Source organism: Sessilibacter corallicola, from assembly GCF_021290925.1.
Taxonomy (GTDB): Bacteria; Pseudomonadota; Gammaproteobacteria; order Pseudomonadales; family Cellvibrionaceae; genus Sessilibacter; species Sessilibacter corallicola.
This window is the reverse complement of sequence record NZ_JAJSLX010000002.1, coordinates 423,270-444,079: the sequence shown is the minus strand read 5'-3', so window position 1 is coordinate 444,079 and position 20,810 is coordinate 423,270. Positions and strand designations below refer to the sequence as shown.

The window sequence follows — 20,810 nt, the reverse complement described above, 5'->3', positions numbered from 1 at the left end:
AAAAGCGTTCATAAAAAGCGGCAATTTAATTTGCTCAGTCTTATTCTTCGAATCAAAAAACAAACTGACTATTTTTCACGATCGAATCTTATATTGACTCACAATAGTTATCTGAGCATCGATCTAATTAGGGGGAACCTCTCGCTTACTGTCGTCGAGCCAACCGTGATACCCCCAATCTTTCCCCAGCGTTTTCTTCTCGATAAGCTCATTGATCGATTCCGGCAAACGCCCTACTTTGCGTTTGGCTTTTTTACGAGCAATAGACGGTATCCAGTAAGCCAACGGAAATAAATCTGACCAACCCAAGCCATCAATAACCACCAGACGTTTAATGACGCCGCCGTCTTGTTGAACAACAATATTGTGAAGCAGTAAATTACGTGACGGCATGCCTAATTCGGACCAACGGCGTTTAAACCGATCAAGGGCAGAATTAAGCTCATCGGTTATGCCTTGAGTCCAAACGTATTGTTTTAGAGAAATCGATATCTTGTCGTCACTGTCAGTAATAATTTCACTGACTAGCCCACGACCGTAGTTGGTATCGACAAAACCAAAGCCGCGCGGAATAAGTTCAAACGCACTCTCACCAACGGACTTTTCAATCTGTTGATAGACCAAAAACTCTTCTCGATTATCGTCAAAATAACGCAAAGGTTTTAAATTTCTGGGAAAGCCTCGCTGTGCCCTTTTCGTTAATGGATCACGATCAGGTCGCAAAACTTTGATACAACGTTTTGAATCGCTAGGATCAAAAAAGCACAAACGATTACCTCCACGGGCAAACGCTTGCGATTCAGTGCCTAAATTAATCATTAAGGATTCTCAGCCCAAACGTAGGCATGGCTGAACGGTAAGCCCATCGCCGCCTCAACAATGTATTGGGCGTACAAAGTTGAATTGATTTCTCGGTGAAAAAACTCTCTGCCTCGTGACGCCCAGTAGCGCCGTTTAGCGTCGTCTTGGTGAAACTCCACAACTTTATTTTTAAGATCGTCGTAATCAGAAAAATACACCAATGATTCCGGCGGCAATAATTCATCAAATTGACCACCTTCGTGAGTAAAGGTCAACAAACCATTGCCCACCAGTTGTGCCATTCGAGCCGATGAATACCAGTGCAAACCTTCCTGACGGTTCAGATTTAATCCCATCTTACTTTGGGACAGTGCACGATCGTAATCGCGCCCCCAAACACCCGGCTGACCAAAACTGCCTGGTGTTTTAAAGTTAATTGCTTTCGGTAATTGCGTTTGTAAATCTTCCACCCAACGGCCTCGTTCGGTGTAGGAGGTTTCTTTGCTGCAAAAAATTAGATCGGTGGGCAAAGACGTACTTGCTGAGGCATCAAAGGTTTCGATCGACGTATCCACCGGATTGGGCATGTGCCAAAGTTTCGCTCTAGCGCCTTTAAACAGGCCGAGCTCCTTCACACCGGTCGAAACAAACATTGAATCCACAACTTGAACGCGAGTTTTTATTTTATCGACGTTCTCAGGAACAAATAGTGGATCATTATTGCAACCTGCAATAATTAAATTTGGATTAATGGCGCGAGCTGCTTCAAGGGTTTCATTAGCGATAATATCGCAGTGACCCACAATCATAAGATCGGGCTCAAAGGCTTCAACGGTTTGCAATAACCGCGCATTTGCCTTCTTTTTACCCAAATCTCGAATACCTAAGGGAGCCTCAAAAGCCGCGACATCTCGATCACTGAAACTTTGCACACAGTGGTTATTGCGGATCAAGCCAAAATAAAGTTTCTGCCCCCAGCTGACTCGATTATGTCCGTATTTGCGTAGCTGTTGATGAGCAACGTGAAGAATGCGCATAAATCTGAATTTCTTAAAAAATAATCTAAAGCAGTTTACGAATTTGCAATTGCATGAATCCGTCAATGAGTACTGCCATTAAAATCTGTTCAATATATAAGGTTCAAATCACCCAAGCAAACTGACTGATAAATGCCTATTCTCGGGCATTCAACTACGGCCATTGAGCACTTGACGATAAACATCAACCGTCGCTTCTGCTTGTGCTAGCAGGGTAAATTCATGAGGCAGCTGTATTGAATGAGAATGATCGGACGCTAACAATTTGGCAACGGTATTCGCCAGCCCAATATCATCCCCTTTCACCACCAAACCTTCGGGAAAACACGCTGACAAAGATTCGCCAGGTCCAGCCTCATCGTATGCGACTACTGGCACATTCATCGCCAAAGCTTCGGTGACGGTTCGACCAAAAGGTTCAGGCCTTTGCGAAAGATTGCAAACCACATCACTGATGGAATACAGCTGTTGAATATCACCGCGATGACCTAAAAAGGTAACATCAGCAGCTAAGCCTTTATCGACAACCAGCTGTTTGATTTCGGCTTCGTAATCTTCTTTTCCGGGAGTCGGCCCACCCACAACGACGCCGTGAGCTTGGACTCCCTGATGCTGTAGTCGACCCATTAAATCAATAAATTGATGATGTCCCTTCCAACGACTCAGGCGACCGGGCATCAAAATGAGCGGTTTATCTTTCAATTGTGGGTACTGAGAAAACAGCGTGTTACGCCAGTTATCGTCAGCGACAAATTCGGGGTTGAATCGATCTGTATCGACACCGCGGTGAATCACAGTGACTTTATCGAGATCGATACGCGGGTAATTGTTACCGATATAGTCTTTCACATAATGGGAAACAGCAATAACCCCGGCACCAGCGCCCATAATTTCACTGTAACGACTCACAGAATACAAACCATGAAACGTCGATACCAAACCTGGTTTGGGTGAATTCTTCCACGATTTTAAAGCAAACCAGGTTAACCAAGCGGGAATCCTGGAGCGTACATGAATGATATCGGGCTGAATCAATTCCAACTGACGTTGGAGAGGACGAATCTGGAAGAAGCTGGAAAGGCGCTTCTTGTGCACGGGCATCGTGTGATGAACACTGCCTTCGCTGGTGAGTTGAGACACCAATCGGCCACCGGCAGAAATCACGTGAGAATCGTGACCATTTTCAGTCAAATAGTGCGCAAACTCTACCGTTCCGCGCTCCACACCTCCGGAGTTTAACTCCGGTAAAATTTGTACTATTCGCAAAGCTTTCGCCGTCTCAATAACCATTTCAAAACGGCGAGCATTGTATAGACTTCACGATAGTTTCAGTAGCCTTATTGTTGAAACAAACCATTCACTGTCTATTTTTGAGCACTACCGTCAACTTTACGGACTCCGAAAAACGCGCCAATGCGGCACCGTTAGAATGCAACGGAACGTGAACAAAATTGAATTTCGTGACACTATTTCCAATCATACAGTTATCCCGCTACTAATCACTCAAGAAGAAGTACGCAATAAGTACGGATCACTCAAAAGAGACCAATCGCATTAATGGACAACCGACGTTGATGGAAAAAGTTCGAATAGATAAATGGCTGTGGGCTGCACGTTTCTTCAAGACCCGAAATCTGGCGAAACAAGCCATTGAGGGAGGCAAAGTGCATTGCGACGGCCACCGCGTAAAAGCCAGCAAAGAACTCACCGTAGGATTACACCTAACAATTCAGCAAGGTTGGGACAAAATGGAAATTGTCGTTCAAGCTCTGTCAGACAAGCGGCGAGGGGCACCAGAGGCACGGCTTTTGTATCAAGAGACAGAACACAGCATTAGCCAACGAGAAAACGCTCAGGCTCAACGCAAGGCTGGCGGAATCATGCAGATTCTTCACGAAAACCGGCCCAATAAAAAGCAGCGCCGACAGATCCATCGATTTAAGCGCAGAGAGCCGGATGCGCCTGAATAGAAAACCAGAACACCACCCTTATGAGGAATAATTCTTCTCGACGTCGATGAACAGAAGCCAGATGAATAAATGTTACAGTTTTGAAATAACTTGAGTTGCCACTTCCCAGGATTCTAGGGTCTAAAATGTCGTTATAGGAGACCCTGATTAATCTCAAGATCAATCAGTGGCTTCTTGATACCTTCAATAGACAGTCAAACAATAGACAATCAAACTAGAAATGGTCTTATGCAAATACTGAATCGATTGCTCATATGCCTACTCGCCTTGTATTGGATATCTTTCACCGTACAGGCTGATGAAGTTTCCAAAGATGTAAAAGCACTTCAACGTTTAAAACAAGCAGTCATCAAAATTCACACAACCCGTGCTGCACCGGACTATTTCACTCCGTGGCGATTATTAAACCTTGAGCAAACCAGTGGCTCTGGCGCGGTCATCAAAGGTAAGCGAATACTTACAAACGCCCATGTAGTAGCCGATGCCCGCTATCTGCAAGTGCAGAAGCACAACGACCCGAAAAAGTACCTAGCCAACGTTGAATTCGTTTCCCACGAAGCCGACCTCGCCATTTTGAGTGTTGAGGACGCCACATTTTTCGACGGTTTGAACCCTCTTAGAATCGGCAAGATGCCTGAGCCGCTCACAGAAGTCTCGGTTTTCGGATTCCCTTTTGGCGGACAAACCCTGAGCATCACACGAGGAATTCTATCGCGCGTGGAGCACCAACGTTACGCCCACGCAGGCAGCTTTCTGTTAGCAGGCCAAATTGATGCCGCGATAAACCCAGGCAACAGCGGCGGACCAGTTATCGTAGACAACCGCATTGTCGGTGTCGTCATGCAAGCAAATGCCGGTGGCCGTGCTGAGAACCTCGGTTATTTTGTGCCACCACCAGTGATCAATCACGTATTAAAAGACGCTGAGGACGGTCAATACCACGGTGTTCCAGCCCTCGGATTCAGAACCCAAGGCTTAGAAGGGCCTGCGAGTAAGCGTGCTCATGGTTTGTCGGAAGACGACAATGGTATTTTGGTCACCAAAGTGTTCGAAGACAGCGTGCTGTCCGGCGAGTTACTGGAGCAAGACATACTGTTGTCGATCAATGGTTACCAAATAGCAGACGATCAAACCATCAAACTGGATGAAGACCTCCGCTCCAACTTCAAATTCATTGTCGATAATATGCACCCCGGCGACGAACTGAATCTGGTGGTTTCACGCAACGGAGAGACCGTAAAGATACAATCAGCCGCAGAACTTAACAGTGCGAATCGAAGCTTGGTATTGGGTCCGCAATACGATCAGCGCCCACGCTATCTCGTCTATGGCGGCGTGGTATTTGTGCCTTTGAACATGAACCTAATCAAACGCTGGGGGCGTGATTGGCACAATCAAGCGCCAGTGGAATTCCTGTACTCTCGCGGTGTCTGGTCGACCCCACAGCGCCAGGAACTGATCGTAGCACTCAAAGTTTTGGCAGCTGATGTAAATTTGGGCTATCACAACTGGAGCAACTGGATTATTCATTCCATCAATGGTGAACCGGTTAAAAACTTCAATGATTTTGCGCAAACCCTACGCAATTTCTCAGGCGACTTTGTCCACATTGCTGACGATCAAGGCTATCAAATGATCATCGACCACGATGAAGCCTTGAAAACTGAAAGTGAAATTGAAGAGTTGTACGGACTGCCAGCGTCTTTTTCAGAAGGATTATTTGAGAACGTAGCGGTACAAGACTGAAGCCTAAGAAGATACACTTAGTGGACTGGACAAACGCCCTGGATCTGCTGAAATGATTGACGACGGTTGATTAATTCGTCGTCAATCAGGTAACCAAGTATATTGACTATGAAAACTTTCGCTCTGCTTATTGCCACTTTCTTCTTTGTTAATCCACTCATGCTTGCTCATGCGGAAATCTATCGCTGGGTCGATGAAAACGGCAACGTACGCTTCAGTGATCGCAAACCAGCGGAACGAGAGTCAGAAGACTTGACCGAACAACTCGGCACCGTCAATGTGACAGAAAGCCAAGGCACTGGCGATTACGGCGCATTCCTTCCCGAAACTCCACAAGAAAAAGCCGCAGACGCGCAAAAGAAACAAGAAAAGCAGCGCGAATTTGCTCGCCGTCAGAAAGACTGCGCACTTGCACGGGCCAATCTGAAGAAAATCCAAGGCCCAGTATACTTTGAACGCGCCGATGGAACGCAATACGACATCACCGAAGAAGAGCGCGTCCGCCGCGAAGAAAAGTTGAGGCAAGCGATCAAAAAATTCTGCAAATAAGCGTTACCTAAAACGCAATACCTTTTCCGCATTCCTCAATTGAAATCGCCATCTTTGCCTCCATATTGACCGACAAACCACTCGGTGAGTGATTCACTCATCGGGTTTACTCATTTTCTTATTAGATCGGCACACACAGATCAGTGCCAAGATTGCCATGACTGACCAACAAAAACGTTTTATTTTCGAACAAGCTGATATTAGAGGTGAAGTTGTTCAACTCGAGCAAGCCTACGAATTAGCGATTACAAATAGAAACTTTCCCGAGCCAATTGAACAATTATTGGGACAGTTTCTCGCAGCAGCAAGCTTGATGTCGTCGACCCTAAAGTTTGACGGTACGCTGTCACTGCAAGCGAAAGGCAGCGGCCCACTCAATTTAATTATGGCTGAAAGTTCTAATCAAAAATCTCTTCGCGCCGTTGCCCGGATGGATGAGTCTGTGGATTTTAATGCTATCGATACCTCGGACATTAGAACATTAATTGGTTCTGACGGTTATTTAGCAATAATTATTGAGCCTGATCAGGGCGAACGTTACCAAGGCATAGTACCGTTAGACAGCGATAATTTAGCCGGATGTTTAGAGCATTATTTTCATCAGTCTGAGCAAATAGAAACCCGATTCTGGTTTGCCCAATCAAAGCAGCGCTGCGCCGGTTTGCTTTTACAAGCACTCCCTAAACAAGTTATTGCCAATGCGCACGATAATGCCGAGTACTGGCAAACCGTAAATCATCTCGCTGAAACCGTTAAGCCAGAAGAATTATTGGACTTAGACCAAGATGTTTTAATTTATCGGTTATTTAATGAGTTTGAGGTTCGCGCCTTTGACAGTCGCCCGGTTAAATTCGAGTGCGGTTGCTCCAGAGAACGCTCAGCAAAAGCGCTTTTATCGCTGGGAGAAAATGAAGTAAATCAAATGATAAAAGAACTCGGCGTTATTACTATTGACTGTCAATTCTGTTTAAAACAATACAATTTTAATGACAGCGATATCACCGAATTATTTTTACAACAAAAGCCGACACTCCATTAAAAATTAATTATGTAAATTGAAGTATCAACTGACAAAATCGACTGCACAGAACTTCGCCTATGCTTCGCTTTTCTGTCATAATTATTCACCCCTCAAATTTAATTGATGGATGCTCGTAGTTGGCTATGTGGCCAGCTTTCTACGACGCTTATAAATCTAACAATCAAAAACAATGGCCACTCGATGCTCATAGGACGATTAAATAATGACACAGAATGAAGGGGCCTCGGCCACCGTGCACACTGATTTAGGTGCAGCGTTGCTCATTGAACAAGCACTGCTGCGCAAAGAAGGTTATCTATCTGCAACAGGTGCGTTTGTATCAGAAACTGGCGCGCGCACTGGGCGCTCACCTGCAGATCGTTTCATTGTTGAAGAACCTTCAACTTCTGAAGCAATTGATTGGGGTAAGGTTAACCGTCCTTTTCCTGCCGACAAATTCGACCTTCTTTGGGATCGTGTCCAAGAGTACATGCTAACAAAAGACAACTACGTGTCTAACTTGCATGTCGGTCAAGACAACGACTACTACATCCCTGTTGTTGCGACGACTGAAACCGCCTGGCACAACCTCTTCGCTCACAACATGTTCATCCGCACAGATAACTACAATCCCAAAGGTAAAGAAGAATGGAAAATTCTTCACGCAGCCAATTTTGAATGTGTACCTGAACGCGACGGTACCAATTCAGAAGGGATTGTTTGTATTAACTTTGCTCAACGCAAAGTATTGATTGCTGGTATGCGCTATGCCGGTGAAATGAAAAAATCCATGTTCTCAGTACAAAACTTTTTACTCCCTGAAAAAGATGTACTGCCAATGCATTGTTCAGCGAACGTTGGCAAAGATGGTGACACCTGTCTGTTCTTCGGTTTGTCTGGCACCGGTAAAACCACCCTTTCCGCCGATCCAGAACGCTACCTAATTGGCGATGACGAACACGGTTGGGCAAAAGGAACTGTTTTCAATATGGAAGGCGGTTGCTACGCAAAAACCATCGACCTAAGCCAAAAAAATGAACCTGTTATCTGGGATGCCATTCGCTTTGGTGCCATTGTCGAAAACGTAGTGCACACGTCGGATACTCGTGTTGCGGATTACTGCGATACCAGTCTGACCGAAAATGGTCGCTGCTCGTACCCGCTTGAGCACGTAGAATTACGCGTTGAAGAAAACCGTGCCGGTGAACCTAAAAACGTTATATTCCTGACCTGTGATGTATCCGGTGTACTACCGCCTGTTGCCATCTTAAGTAAAGAAGCTGCGGCCTATCACTTCTTGTCTGGCTATACAGCTCGTGTTGGCTCTACCGAACTTGGCGCAGAAGCGGGTATTCACCCGACATTCTCTGCCTGTTTTGGTGCTCCTTTTATGCCTCGTCCAGCTCGTGAATACGCCGAGTTACTGATGAAGCGCATTCAAGATTTCGGCGCAAACGTTTACCTTGTTAATACCGGCTGGACCGGCGGCGCAGGCGGTGCAAACGGTGAAGGCACTCGCTTCCCAATTCCTGTGACTCGTGCAGTTGTGGCAGCCATTCAGAGCGGTGCTCTTGAAGGCGCAGAAACTGAGCGTTTGGAATCTATGAATTTAGAGATCCCAACATCAATTCCAGGGGTTGAAGACAAATTCTTAAACCCACGCAACGCTTGGTCAGACGCTTCTGCGTATGACGAATCCGCTGCGAAGCTAGCAGGATTGTTCTCTGAAAACATTCAGAAATTCAATGTTAGCCCTGAAATTGAAGCGGCAGGTCCTAAAGCCTAAAATCCCGCGTCAAGAAATTGACACCCAAACCTCACTTGGCCCTCAAGTGAGGTTTATTTATCATTCCTAATCACTAGCCCGTCTCAGCTCACAGCCCAAATTTCACCTAAACTGATTACACAGTTTTAACATGACTGACTATAGTTACTGTTAAATCTATAGTTACTCTTAAACCTATAGTTACTGTTAAGTCGCTTTTGTAAGATGTCTGGTGTTATGCAGCCCAAAGTAAAATTCGATTATAAAATCCGTTTAGCTGACCCAAAAGATTCTAGAGTCCTGATCGACTTATGGCAGAAGCTGGATTATTCCCTGCCTCCCACACCATTTATTGCCAACCACAAATACAGAAAAGAATTTCATCAAGCACTGGCGCAACAGATAGGCAGTAACATTAATTCCGTTACGCTTATATCCTGCTTGGGTGACATGATTATTGGATGCGCCTGCGGATACTTGTATGAAAAACCGGAAGCGTTAAATTCACCGGTAGGATTGATTCACAATGTTTGGATTGAGCCGGAATTCAGGCGCAAAGGTATCGCTAAGCAACTGATTTCAGCGTTAGAACAGGAACTTGCTGAGCGAGGCGCAAAGAGCCATCAAGTCTCTTGGCGCGACGTTCCCACCGCTCAAGCTTTCTGGCGCTCAATGGGTTACGCACCCTATGAAACCGTAGCGGCAAAAAATCGAGCTTAATTAACCTTTGTTAGTTAGATTCTGTTTCGGTTATTTGAATCTTGGACAAGATCTGCTGACAATCTCCGGCTAATTTAAAAGACAAAATATCGTCTGCTCGAGTTCGGCCATCGTTGATAACAACAATCGGTTTATTCAGCTCGGCAGCACGCTTACAAAAGCGATATCCAGAATACACCATTAGAGAGCTGCCAATTACAACCACTGCATCACACTTTTCAACAGCCGCATAACTCGCCTGCACATCTTCGCGCGGAACATTACCACCAAAAAAAACCACATTGGGCTTTAACACGCCGCCACAGCTCATGCAGGAAGGCACTTCCATCAACGAATAATCCACAGCACCAAAAGTTGCGTCACCATCAGGGCCTGGCGTGGGTTCGAAATGATTGAAAGCATCGATAACATGGGGGTTTAGAGACTCCAACTCGCTCTGAATCTTTTCTCGATGATAAACCTCATCACAATTGAGACAAACAACTTGGTCTAAGCGGCCGTGCAACTCCAACAAGGAACGCGATCCCGCGCGCCGATGCAAGCAATCCACATTTTGTGTCACTAATAGCTCAATACGGCCTTTAGCCTCCCATTCAGCTAAGAGTTTGTGGGTAAGGTTAGGTTGCGCATTTCCGATGACCTTCCAACCAAATACGCTGCGGAACCAATAACGTTGGCGCACATGATGATGATCTAAAAATTCCTGATGCTGGATAGGATTTCCGCCCAACCAACTGCCTAGCTTATCTCTGTAAGCGGGTATTCCCGAGTCTGTACTGCATCCAGCACCTGTGAGTATAAAAAGTTTTCGGTTTTGGTCGATAAACCTCTGTAATTGAGCTATTGCCGATGTATCCACTCAGTCTCCTTACATTGTGATAGCACAATTGAACGTTGATTAGGGCATGACTTCATCAATCGAAAAGAGCACGCAAGATTGCGTAAAACACTATGAAAACCCGGAAAACCAGGATTCATACCTGCCAGCAATTACGGCGGCTAATGACAGCCATTCCACCGGAAGTCCAGGTTACCTTTACGGAAGATCAGCTAGAAAAGATCTCGGACAGCTTGCGCCTTCAGAATCGAGAACGTCATTGGTTCGATACCCGCCCGGTTATTCAAATACCGTTCATGCCTTGGAGTTTTTACCTCGTTATTCTGGCAGGGCGAAACCGGCGCTACATGTCCAAAAGAGAACAAAGAATTGCCTCACAGCTCTTAATTGTCTCACTATTATCTGGAATTATTATTCTATCAACAACAGGACTGGTTGTTTTGTACTTATTAAAGTCTGCTCTCGGGATTAATCTTTTTTCAGATTTTTCACTCGGGCTGTGGGACTGGTTTTTGAAAAAATGGCAGGGATAAAAAATAAATATTCAAAACCAATAAAATTCAAATTTACTGACCATTCAAATAAATTTAGTACATCCGTCTAAAGTTAAGATGTGCAAAATTCAAGGTAACAATTCAGAATAAATAAAGCATCAAAATCACAGATACAATTTAAAAACAATAGTTATTAATAATCGTTCCAAAAAAATAAAAACTAAAACCTTACAAATATTTATAGACCAATCCAGATTGCACAAATCAAATTACACAAATTGAAAACTCTTTCAGTTTGCTCACACCTTTGGCACAACGATTATTTGGCATCACTAGTTCCAAAATTAAGTTTTATGACTTTTTACTATCCATCCTCGTAAACAATAAAAACAAACGTATAAAACAAAATTAATGTTTAATTTTGTTTATAAAAATAGAAAACGTGTATGAATTTTAGAATTTTCTATACATCGATAATTAGTTTTCAACAAAAAAAGAATTTAGGGCATCGAGAGAAACTAATATTTAATTAACTAATTTTTTCTCAAAGGCTGTATAAAATATTTAGAAATTTGAGAAAGGAAAATAAGAAGTGAAGGAGATTTGAGGGGAAAAGATTAGCCCACATCCTTGTGGGCTCTATATCTATCCGTGATTGGCTGGAGCGTTTTTTAGCTCGCTGGGAATAAACGTTTTACTTTCATTCCTAAGCCGTCTAGAGAAGCCATGATATTGGCAGGAGCAAGCTCTTTATATTTAGTTTCACCAGTACCGAGTGAGAAAACAACCACGAAAGCAGCAACAATTGGCACGTGACCGATAAGCTCTTCGATGCCTAACAAAGAACCAGTAGTACCAAATACACACAACACCATGAATGCAATCAAGCGCGTGGCTAAGCCAAATATCAACAAAAAGCCCAGTGCAGTTTCTGCCATACCAATGCCGATAATGAAGTTAGCATCATCAAACATAGTCAAACCGATCATTGGGAAGAAGTTCCAAGGGTGCATTTCTAAGAACATCAAACCCATGTTTGGATTCAATAATTTATTGTGAATCGCCAACACAACCAATTGCAAACCAAGCAACACGCGCAAATATTTGGTAGCACGGGCAGGGTTAGAAGCACACGCTAAACCAACACCAAACGCGATCAATTCAGGAACGTAATCAATCCACGCAACGAATGGAGTGCTGATGATAAGTAGCGCGGTCAACAAGAAAATACTGAGCGTATAGCTAGCAATTCGGTGACCGATCAAAAGCAAAATACCCACAATCGCTTGGAAACCAACAAGGAAACCAACATTTCCGGTTGGAGATAAGTTTGGTGCAATAAATTCACCGTGGTAAAAAACAGAAAGTAACCAAACACCCAATACAACACCTAATAAACGGAATTGCATTTCACGTGGCCATGGTTTAAAAAAACCATTGTCTAAAAATGCTGGTCTAATTTTGGAAAGGAAACCGGCAACAACACACGCACCAATGGAAAGGGCCACAAGAATAAAATCTTGGAATCTCCAGGTGTAAGGTGAAATTTGTTCATCGGTTTCTACAAACCATCTAACGTGTGCGTCAGCACCACTGGCCAAAGCCAGTGCAGATAATAAAATTATCAATCTCATAATTTGGAAGCTCCGTTTCGAGATAGAAGTTTTAAATAAAAAATTAAAAAAATGTAATCCCGCAGCCGCATAATCCGCAGCCATTTAAAATAAAAAAGAGTTTCTTGTTTCGAGGCAGGATTCAGCTAGTTTTGAATTTACCTAACAAAATCCATGCTAAAGAAATACCAAGACAAAATTTTTATTAGTTTTTTTATTAGTTTTTTTGTTTCCTTCTAGCACAGCCTTATGATTCAGAACACATACATATTAATGACTGAGTCACAAAACTCGTACCAAAAGCAAAGGAATTAATTTTATAAAAAGTGAACTGAGTCGAACTCTATAAACTTTGACTATATACAGAATATTCAAACACTATAGTTAAGTTTGGTTAAATTCAGGTATTAGATCACGCTTTGTTTTTAGCCATAACCGTTAAATGTATTGAATATTCATCTAGATCAAATTTAGGCTAAAACCCACTCCCCATATGACTATTTGTATCAAACATACCACGCCTGTGGGCAGCTGCCATAATTTACATTCAAAAGTTTCAACAATTTATAACTTTTCTAGTGCGCGTATTTGGTATTTTTCTCACTTCAATTTTTAGATAATACCCCACTCATATGGAAACAATGTTTCAAAACCTTTCCAAATCGCCGATTTTTAATAGCTTAAATTCATTATCGAAATAAAATTTATCAACTAAAGAGCAAAATATTCTTAATGACAAACGCCATTTTCGAAAAAATCTCTCTCGAACTGGGAGTAAAAAACGAACAAATTGCTGCAACTGTAGCCTTGTTAGATGAAGGCGCTACCGTTCCGTTCATTGCAAGATACCGAAAAGAAGTTACGGGGGCATTAGACGACAACCAATTGCGCGCATTGGATGAACGATTGCACTATTTGAGGGAATTAGAGGACAGAAAATCGACGATTCTTAAGAGTATTGAAGAGCAGGGAAAGCTAACCGATGAATTAAAAACCCAGATAAACAGTGCGGAAACCAAGAACCGACTGGAAGATCTGTACCTTCCCTACAAGCCCAAACGCCGAACGAAAGGCCAAATTGCCATCGAGGCAGGATTGGAACCTTTGGCGGATAAATTAATAAATGACAAAAATTTAGACCCTGAGGCGACAGCCAGCGCTTATATTAACCCTGAAAAAAAAATAGTTTCTGCAAAAGATGCCTTAGATGGTGCAAAGTACATTTTGATGGAGCGCTTTGCAGAAAATGCCGATTTGATTGAGAAAGTACGTAACTATCTTCTTGATAATGCCAATATCAGCGCTCGCGTGATTGATGGGAAAGAAAAGGAAGGCGCTAAATTTCTTGATTATTTCGAGCACGATGAGCCACTAAAGTCTGTTCCTTCGCACAGAGCCCTAGCAATGCTCAGAGGTCGAAATGATGGCATCCTCACGCTATCACTGGTTATTGCAGATCAAGACACGTCGATCACAGCAACCCACCCCTGTGAGATTCTGGTTGCAGAACACTGGCAAATCGAAGATCAATCCCGAGCTGCGGATAAATGGCTCAAAGAAGTCGTGCGATGGACTTGGAAAATCAAACTACTCACACACATCGAAACCGACTTAGTCAGCCAAATGCGTGAGCGCTCTGAGCAGCAAGCAATCGATGTTTTCGCACAAAACCTCAAAGACCTGCTACTCGCAGCTCCTGCGGGCGCAAAAGCAACAATTGGTCTCGACCCTGGCCTTAGAACAGGAGTCAAAGTCGCGGTAGTCGATGCAACAGGCAAGGTTCTCGATCACGGCGCAATATTCCCTACCCCACCACAAAATAAAGTTATCGAAGCCGAAGCAACATTGGTGGCCTTGTGTAAAAAACACAATGTAGAGCTGATTGCCATCGGAAATGGCACTGCCAGCCGAGAAACCGATAAATTTGTCGGTGATATGCTTAAGGCAAATCCCGATATCAAAGCAAAAAAAGTGATGGTCAATGAGGCTGGAGCCTCCGTTTATTCCGCGAGCGAATTTGCCGCGAAAGAATTTCCAGATTTAGACGTAACAATCCGGGGAGCCATCTCGATTGCTCGCCGCCTCCAAGATCCCCTAGCTGAGCTGGTTAAAATTGAACCAAAATCCATCGGTGTCGGACAATATCAACACGATGTATCCCAACCGCAATTGGCAAAATCGTTAGATGCCGTCGTGGAAGATTGTGTAAACGCAGTAGGTGTGGAAGTCAACACAGCATCGGCGCCACTGCTTGCTCGCGTATCAGGATTAACGGCAAGCATCGCTAACAATATTGTTGCCTACCGAGATGAAAACGGTAAGTTTAAGAATCGTGATCAACTCAAAAAAGTATCACGATTTGGCGCAAAAACTTTCGAACAAGCTGCCGGCTTTTTAAGAATCATCGACGGTGATAATCCCCTAGATAAATCAGCTGTTCACCCAGAATCCTATACGGTTGTGGAATCTATTGCTGAGCAAAATGGTCGAGAAGTGACCAAAATTATCGGCGATTCGAGCTTTATTCGTTCAGTAAAAGCTGATCAATTTGTGAATGAAAAGGTGGGATTATTAACACTTAAAGATATTCTCTCCGAGCTCGATAAACCTGGCCGAGACCCTCGTCCAGAATTTAAAACCGCGCAATTTCAAGACGGTGTTGAAAAAATCTCCGACCTTGAACCAGGTATGGTGCTCGAAGGAACCATCACGAACGTAACAAACTTTGGTGCCTTTGTAGATATTGGTGTTCACCAAGACGGACTGGTTCATATATCTGCACTTTCAAATACCTTTGTGAAAGACCCTCGCGAAGTCGTCAAAGCTGGCGATATAGTCAAAGTCAAAGTCATGGAAATTGACGAACCTCGTAAGCGAATAGGCTTATCGATGAGAATGTCTGATGAACCTGGAGAGAAAATTACAGCAGGTGGAGCGTCTAAACCGAAAAATAAAGCACCTAGACAAACTAGAAATCAGAAAACTGAGAAGTCTTCAGGAATGGGAAGTATGGGAGCTTTATTGCAGCAGGCGATGAAGAAGAAGTGACCGTAGAGAATAAAAAGGCAGCCTAGGCTGCCTTTTTATTAATTATGAAGCAAAACAACACTACTAAGGTTCAGGAGAATCAAAAATAACCGGGATAATCGTAGTCCCAGATACCTGCCCATTGATAACATAATCAAGTTGGAGATTCAAAGTACCTGGAAGCGGTTCAATTGGATTACCAGAATCATCTAATGCCAGATCATCAAGTTGGTAAAATAAAGTAACAGATGGTGCAACTGAAAGAGGCCCGATACTCCCCTGTGAACTAAAATCCGGTTCAATATTGTAAGGATTAGCGGCGCCTGATAAAGCAGGGCTTATATTAATTGAAGTATTTTCTGATGGAGGATTACCTATAACTTGTGAATTCCCCTCTAAACTAATAACTATGTTCCCAGTTAACTGCCCATTCAAATCCACAACTCCTAATCGCTCACCGACGTCACTTTCAACTGGAGATGCAACAGTTTCTGATTCAGGGTCACTTAGAAGCACATAGCTTACTACGTCACCAGCCGTAGATATTGTGAGATTTGTAAAGATTAAAGCGGTATCATCACCAGTACAATCTGCAGAAGGAACTATACTTTCCAAACAAATTCCGTCCCACAAACCATTACCCATGTCGTACTGGTTAGTAACACCAGTCGTTCTGTCCATAAAACGCTCACCCAGCTGCCACTGACCATCCTCATTATTATCGACAAATGGCTCACCAAGATCATCCGCTACTAATCTGCCACTAGGCGTCATCACCGGATCAACATTAAAGGTATCAGAAGCTTCATATACCGAATTAGCATTCAGATCTACAAAAGACTCAACACCTTCTGTAAAAGCTAGTATTGAGCATCTTTGGTCAGCGATAGATTGACTTTGGGTATTACTCAACCAAGTAACGGTACAATTCCCTTCATCTGTAATCATACAGGATGGTTCAATAGTTCCACATTCAGCAAAGAAGTTGACTTGGGTACCTTCCGCCACAATATTACCAAATTGATCGGCCGCCAAAATGGTCACCATCACGCCTACATTATCCAGAGATGCTGATCTATTCGGATTTAATGAGCTGGCTGATAAAGAAAAAGAACGTTGGATAGGTAAACCTGAAGAGACAACAATGCTATCAGATTGTGCGTTTACTTGGGTCGCATCATGCGTCGCAATGACCCTGATGTTACCAGCATTCGTACCTGATTGTAGCACCGTGCTCACAGTACCGTCGGCGCTGGAAATATCAGTCTCCGTTCCAGGGGCAAGCTGTGCACCACCACTGTTTGGACCAAGGTTTTGCGAATCAACAGCAAAAGACACTGATTCCCCAACAATATTTGCGCCGAGTGCACCTTCTAATCGGAACGTTAAAATAGAAGTTTGATTACCCCCTACTCCCGCTAAGCTTAGGTTAGTACTCGTAGCACTAACGAACTCAATGGATAACACAGTATCTGGCTCAACGGTAATAGTTGCAGTAGCAAATGCAGTGGTACCGTCTGGCAAGATGGACGATGCTGTAATCAAGTCTTCACCATTACAGCCATCGGCAGTATAAGTTACCGTCCCGAAACCATTCATTGTGGTGTCTAAGTTATCAGTACTTAAAACGGAAAGCCCCATTGCTACACACTCAGAGCTAAACGTAACATTCTGGGACATATCAACTGGATCACCATCGCTATCAACGAAGTTAATAGTGAGAGTCGTAGATGCGCCAGCACCGAGAGTAAGATCATCAACACCAATAACGCTTTCCTGGAAGGTATCACCAGTACCGAATCCGAAACGAACGACATCGTCTACAACACCTTCACCGCCGTCACCACCACCAGTGGTTGGTCCACCATTACTGCCTGTAGAACCTTGATCTTCACCAATGGTCCCAGTGGAACCGCCACCGCCGCCGCCACAAGCGGTTAGCACAGAAACCGTTAACACCAACATGATAAATTTAATCATGTTGCGGATGGCTTCCTGTGAGCCAATCTGACCAACAAACAACTTCATTTAGTTTCTCCTGAGAGTCCATTTCTGCAGGCCAGTACCTAGTGGATGAGAACTGCGGGTTTAAATCTAAATAACTGGCTTGATATTTGTTAATTATTAGCTTTAACGATAACCAATAACACGCTGAATTTAAAGTATTAAACAGCTATTCAAAGATTGATTACGGCGACCTAATACCAAAGTTTACCGCGCTTTGATTGGCAATTTTAGTTAAGAATAATGGATGTTTAATTATCAGTGATAAGCGGTTGTCGATAAGTGAGTATCAATTCACATTACACATGAAGATTTAACCTAACTTTAGAAAGTAAATGGGTATTTTGGTAGCTTAGACAATGCGCGGAGTACTCGTTAGTGTTCCATCAAATTAACCCTGATGAACCGTAAAATTTCCGCTTTGATCAAATTTTGGCTCCAATAATTCCCTATGAAGTTTCTTTCTATTGCTTTTCTATTAATGGTATCACCGGTTTGTTTTGGCTTGGTGGTACTTCAATACCATCATGTCAGTGATAAAACCCCCAGCTCAACCAGCGTATCTCCTGACTTGTTCGAACAGCACATCCGCTATTTAGCGGAAAATAATTTTAACGTGTTAACCGCCGATGAGTTTGCAGATTCACTTACATTTGAAAAATCTTTAACGGACGACAAATCCGTATTAATTACTTTCGACGACGGTTATGACTCGGTATTAACTGAAGCGCACGAAGTCTTAAAAAAATACAATTTTCCATACGTTGTGTTCATTAACCCCAGTAAAGTGGGGTCGAAAGGCTACCTTTCACTAAAAGAGCTACAGCAGTTGGAAGGCGACGGAGCCACAATCGCTAACCATACTTGGAGTCATCCTCACCTTATCCGAGAAAAACCCTCAGAAACTAAAGCCGATTGGCGACTGCGAGTTACCGAAGAAATTACTAAAACCCAACAGTTTATCGAGGCCAATTTTGACTCGAAAATTAAACTGTTTGCCTACCCCTACGGCGAATTTAATCAAGCATTAGCACAATTGCTAGAACAACTCGGATTCATCGGGTTTTCTCAGCATTCTGGAGCGATAGGTCATTTCGACAACAGACAAGCCCTACCAAGATTTGCTTTCGGAGGGAATTATGGGGTGATGAGTGATTTCAGAATAAAAGTGAACAGCCTGCCCTTATCGGTTGCCCGTGTAGATATTCGAGACAAAAGCGGAAATTTACTCTATGAACCGCTCTTAACCGAAGGATCTTCAACGCCGAAAGTTACGATTCAGATACAAAATAACGGCAGTCACCCTAAAAACCTACAACTCTCCTGTTTTGCCAGTGGTATAGGCTCAATAGCAGTAAAGAAAATAGATTCTACAACCTTTGAAACACAATCCCCCAAACCATTGCCGGTGGGCAGAAGTCGTTACAACTGCACGGCAACATCAAAACTGGCGGGGCGTTTTTATTGGTTATCACTGCCGTTTTATAAAAAGAATGAGGACGGTAGCTGGTATCCCGAATACTAAAAAAGAGGCTCAAAAGAGCCTCTTTTTGCGATACCAATAACTTGGGCAATCACACAATTAAATAGGTGTAGATAAGCTTCCGTTAAAGATAGGCTCAAATGCGGTAAGCGCATCGCGACTGGCAACATTACCCAAACCATGATTAGGGAAGAGCGTCTCGAAATTACCCTGCAAATTATGAAGTGCTAGGTAATTTAAAATAACCGTTTCAACAAGTAAGTTGACATTATTAGCCGCAGGGCTTGAAGCGGTTTCAACGTCACCACTGGCACGCATAAAACCAAGCTGCTGATGAACGGCTTGCTGATCAGGAGAACCACCCATCAGCACGGCTCTCATACCTGGGTTATAGACTAGGAAGAATGAAGAAGCCGTCTGTTGGTTATCACCAGTCCAAACGCCTTTACCACGGCCTTCCTCAGACTCATCGGTATTACCGTTACTGAATACCGAGCCATCACTGAACACATACATCATCAACGGCCGTCCCAACTTAGCGGCATACTCCAAGCACGCCCCCATAGCACGGCCTGCGCGAATATCTCGCAATTCACCGGTAGCGCGGTCGCCAGTGTGATAATCGTAGCCACCCATCGTCACGGTGCCAGCGGCAGAGAATCCATTAACGACCAATTTAGCGATAGATGCGGTTTTCTCAAACTCGCGATCGCCCTCGAATTCTGCCAAGGTAAATACCCCATTTGGCCCCACTAAATCAGGATCTGCTAAGGGGTTCAAATCGTTCGGGTTGCCAAAGCGATCAGCAAGATCGGCAGCACCAATGTATCCGCAACGTACAAGATCTTTAACAACGTCATCTGCTGTGATGCGAGTATCCACAGAATTCAGCTTTTGATCACTGATACGATAAATCGACTCCATCACGGCAACGGTATCTTGCTGACTTAATAAACCCACCAAGTCGCCGGTATCAACTAACCCGGTGACATCACTGACACGATCAACCTTCGTTGGTCGAACTTCAGGATTAATCATGCTCAATGGCGCTTCTGAATTACCGCCAGAAATACTGGATCGAGAACCAATCAAGGTCACCAATTCGCCCTCGCCACCGGCCATATTAATGCCGTACATCGGATTGTGAGGATTGTTGCTAGTATCGTTTTCAGAGCGTGCAGCGATCACCGCGCCGTTGATACGCGTCGCCGTATCGGCACTAACCTTTTCTAAAATACCTCGTAAAAAACCACTGTCAGAGTGGAATGCTAAACCGAGATCCGTATTGACAAAGTCAGACGTGCCTGCCTGAACATTCGCCGCTTGCGGCACCATGTCACCAGGTAAACCCTGTTTAACGTAACCCGCTGTCGATAAGAAATCTAATTGTCCGCCGCGCTGACCAACCAGCACGTTAGAACCTGCTACATTGGCGCCACCGGCCAAGTCAAAACAGATAAATGGAATGCGATCAGAGGTACTGATACCACCGCAAGCATTATTGAGAACTTGCAACACATCATCAGACAATGTTGCGTGTGCTTTTTGCGGATTCGCAAATAAACCCAGCACACTGCCGCCAACGTAGCTCGATACACCGGTCGCTAGCCCCTGGGCAATAAACGATCGTCGAGTCATAGGTTTGTGATCATCAAACAGTAACGGCTCGTCGGGTTTGTGGAATTTTTTACGTGTGCTCATAAAACCAATCCGGGATTGTTTTGCTTCATTTTATTTCTGGG

At 43.8% G+C, this 20,810-nt stretch carries 16 protein-coding genes; 9 read left to right on the top strand and 7 right to left on the bottom strand.

The window, feature by feature from the left end; all coding sequences use genetic code 11:
- Positions 1-123 precede the first annotated feature (123 nt).
- The 3 genes from LU361_RS09210 to LU361_RS09200 all read right to left on the bottom strand — a co-directional run bounded on the left by LU361_RS09210 (position 124) and on the right by LU361_RS09200 (position 3,104).
- Positions 124-819 carry a YrbL family protein gene (locus tag LU361_RS09210; protein ID WP_233088557.1) on the bottom strand — a complete coding sequence of 232 codons (696 nt, stop codon included), beginning with the start codon at positions 817-819 and terminating at the stop codon, positions 124-126.
- Positions 819-1,838, bottom strand: a complete 1,020-nt coding sequence (locus tag LU361_RS09205; RefSeq protein ID WP_233088556.1) for a glycosyltransferase family protein — start codon at positions 1,836-1,838, stop codon at positions 819-821. Before LU361_RS09205 ends, LU361_RS09210 begins: the two co-directional genes overlap by 1 nt.
- A gap of 150 nt (positions 1,839-1,988) precedes the next feature.
- Entirely contained in the window at positions 1,989-3,104 is a 1,116-nt protein-coding gene (locus tag LU361_RS09200) for a glycosyltransferase family 4 protein (RefSeq protein ID WP_233088555.1), read from the bottom strand.
- A 308-nt stretch (positions 3,105-3,412) separates the two neighbouring features.
- On the opposite strand from LU361_RS09200, the gene LU361_RS09195 reads away from it, so the two are divergent.
- From LU361_RS09195 to LU361_RS09170, 6 genes are all read left to right on the top strand, one after another.
- The gene (locus tag LU361_RS09195; RefSeq protein ID WP_233088554.1) at positions 3,413-3,808 is read left to right on the top strand and encodes an RNA-binding S4 domain-containing protein; all 396 of its coding nucleotides are present in this window, start codon (positions 3,413-3,415) and stop codon (positions 3,806-3,808) included.
- A 228-nt stretch (positions 3,809-4,036) separates the two neighbouring features.
- Positions 4,037-5,554: a S1C family serine protease gene (locus LU361_RS09190; protein WP_233088553.1), complete on the top strand. Its 1,518-nt coding sequence runs from the start codon at positions 4,037-4,039 to the stop codon at positions 5,552-5,554.
- Positions 5,555-5,662: 108 nt separating this feature from the next.
- Positions 5,663-6,103, top strand: a complete 441-nt coding sequence (locus LU361_RS09185; RefSeq protein WP_233088552.1) for a DUF4124 domain-containing protein — start codon at positions 5,663-5,665, stop codon at positions 6,101-6,103.
- 157 nt (positions 6,104-6,260) lie between these two features.
- On the top strand, positions 6,261-7,142 hold the full coding sequence (gene hslO, locus LU361_RS09180) for an Hsp33 family molecular chaperone HslO (RefSeq protein WP_233088551.1): 882 nt from the start codon (positions 6,261-6,263) through the stop codon (positions 7,140-7,142).
- Positions 7,143-7,347: 205 nt separating this feature from the next.
- Positions 7,348-8,910 carry a phosphoenolpyruvate carboxykinase gene (locus tag LU361_RS09175; protein WP_233088550.1) on the top strand — a complete coding sequence of 521 codons (1,563 nt, stop codon included), beginning with the start codon at positions 7,348-7,350 and terminating at the stop codon, positions 8,908-8,910.
- 216 nt (positions 8,911-9,126) lie between these two features.
- Positions 9,127-9,609 carry a GNAT family N-acetyltransferase gene (locus LU361_RS09170; protein ID WP_233088549.1) on the top strand — a complete coding sequence of 161 codons (483 nt, stop codon included), beginning with the start codon at positions 9,127-9,129 and terminating at the stop codon, positions 9,607-9,609.
- A 10-nt stretch (positions 9,610-9,619) separates the two neighbouring features.
- On the opposite strand, the gene LU361_RS09165 is transcribed toward LU361_RS09170, so the two are convergent.
- Positions 9,620-10,468: an NAD-dependent protein deacetylase gene (locus LU361_RS09165; protein WP_233088548.1), complete on the bottom strand. Its 849-nt coding sequence runs from the start codon at positions 10,466-10,468 to the stop codon at positions 9,620-9,622.
- A 143-nt stretch (positions 10,469-10,611) separates the two neighbouring features.
- Here LU361_RS09165 and LU361_RS09160 point away from each other — a divergent pair, with 143 nt between their 5' ends.
- Entirely contained in the window at positions 10,612-10,980 is a 369-nt protein-coding gene (locus tag LU361_RS09160) for a hypothetical protein (RefSeq protein ID WP_233088547.1), read from the top strand.
- Between the two features lie 632 nt (positions 10,981-11,612).
- Here LU361_RS09160 and LU361_RS09155 read toward each other — a convergent pair.
- The gene (locus tag LU361_RS09155; RefSeq protein ID WP_233088546.1) at positions 11,613-12,575 is read right to left on the bottom strand and encodes a hypothetical protein; all 963 of its coding nucleotides are present in this window, start codon (positions 12,573-12,575) and stop codon (positions 11,613-11,615) included.
- A 711-nt stretch (positions 12,576-13,286) separates the two neighbouring features.
- Between LU361_RS09155 and LU361_RS09150 the strand changes: the two genes are divergently transcribed.
- On the top strand, positions 13,287-15,602 hold the full coding sequence (locus LU361_RS09150) for a Tex family protein (RefSeq protein ID WP_233088545.1): 2,316 nt from the start codon (positions 13,287-13,289) through the stop codon (positions 15,600-15,602).
- Positions 15,603-15,665: 63 nt separating this feature from the next.
- Here the strand turns inward: LU361_RS09150 and LU361_RS09145 are convergent, their stop codons facing one another.
- Positions 15,666-17,609, bottom strand: a complete 1,944-nt coding sequence (locus LU361_RS09145) for a hypothetical protein (protein ID WP_233088544.1) — start codon at positions 17,607-17,609, stop codon at positions 15,666-15,668.
- A gap of 427 nt (positions 17,610-18,036) precedes the next feature.
- Here LU361_RS09145 and LU361_RS09140 point away from each other — a divergent pair, with 427 nt between their 5' ends.
- Positions 18,037-19,110 carry a polysaccharide deacetylase family protein gene (locus LU361_RS09140; protein ID WP_233088543.1) on the top strand — a complete coding sequence of 358 codons (1,074 nt, stop codon included), beginning with the start codon at positions 18,037-18,039 and terminating at the stop codon, positions 19,108-19,110.
- Between the two features lie 57 nt (positions 19,111-19,167).
- Here LU361_RS09140 and LU361_RS09135 read toward each other — a convergent pair whose 3' ends face one another.
- Positions 19,168-20,769 (bottom strand): general secretion pathway protein GspF, encoded by a 1,602-nt coding sequence (locus LU361_RS09135; RefSeq protein WP_233088542.1) that lies wholly within the window; start codon positions 20,767-20,769, stop codon positions 19,168-19,170.
- Positions 20,770-20,810 lie beyond the last annotated feature (41 nt).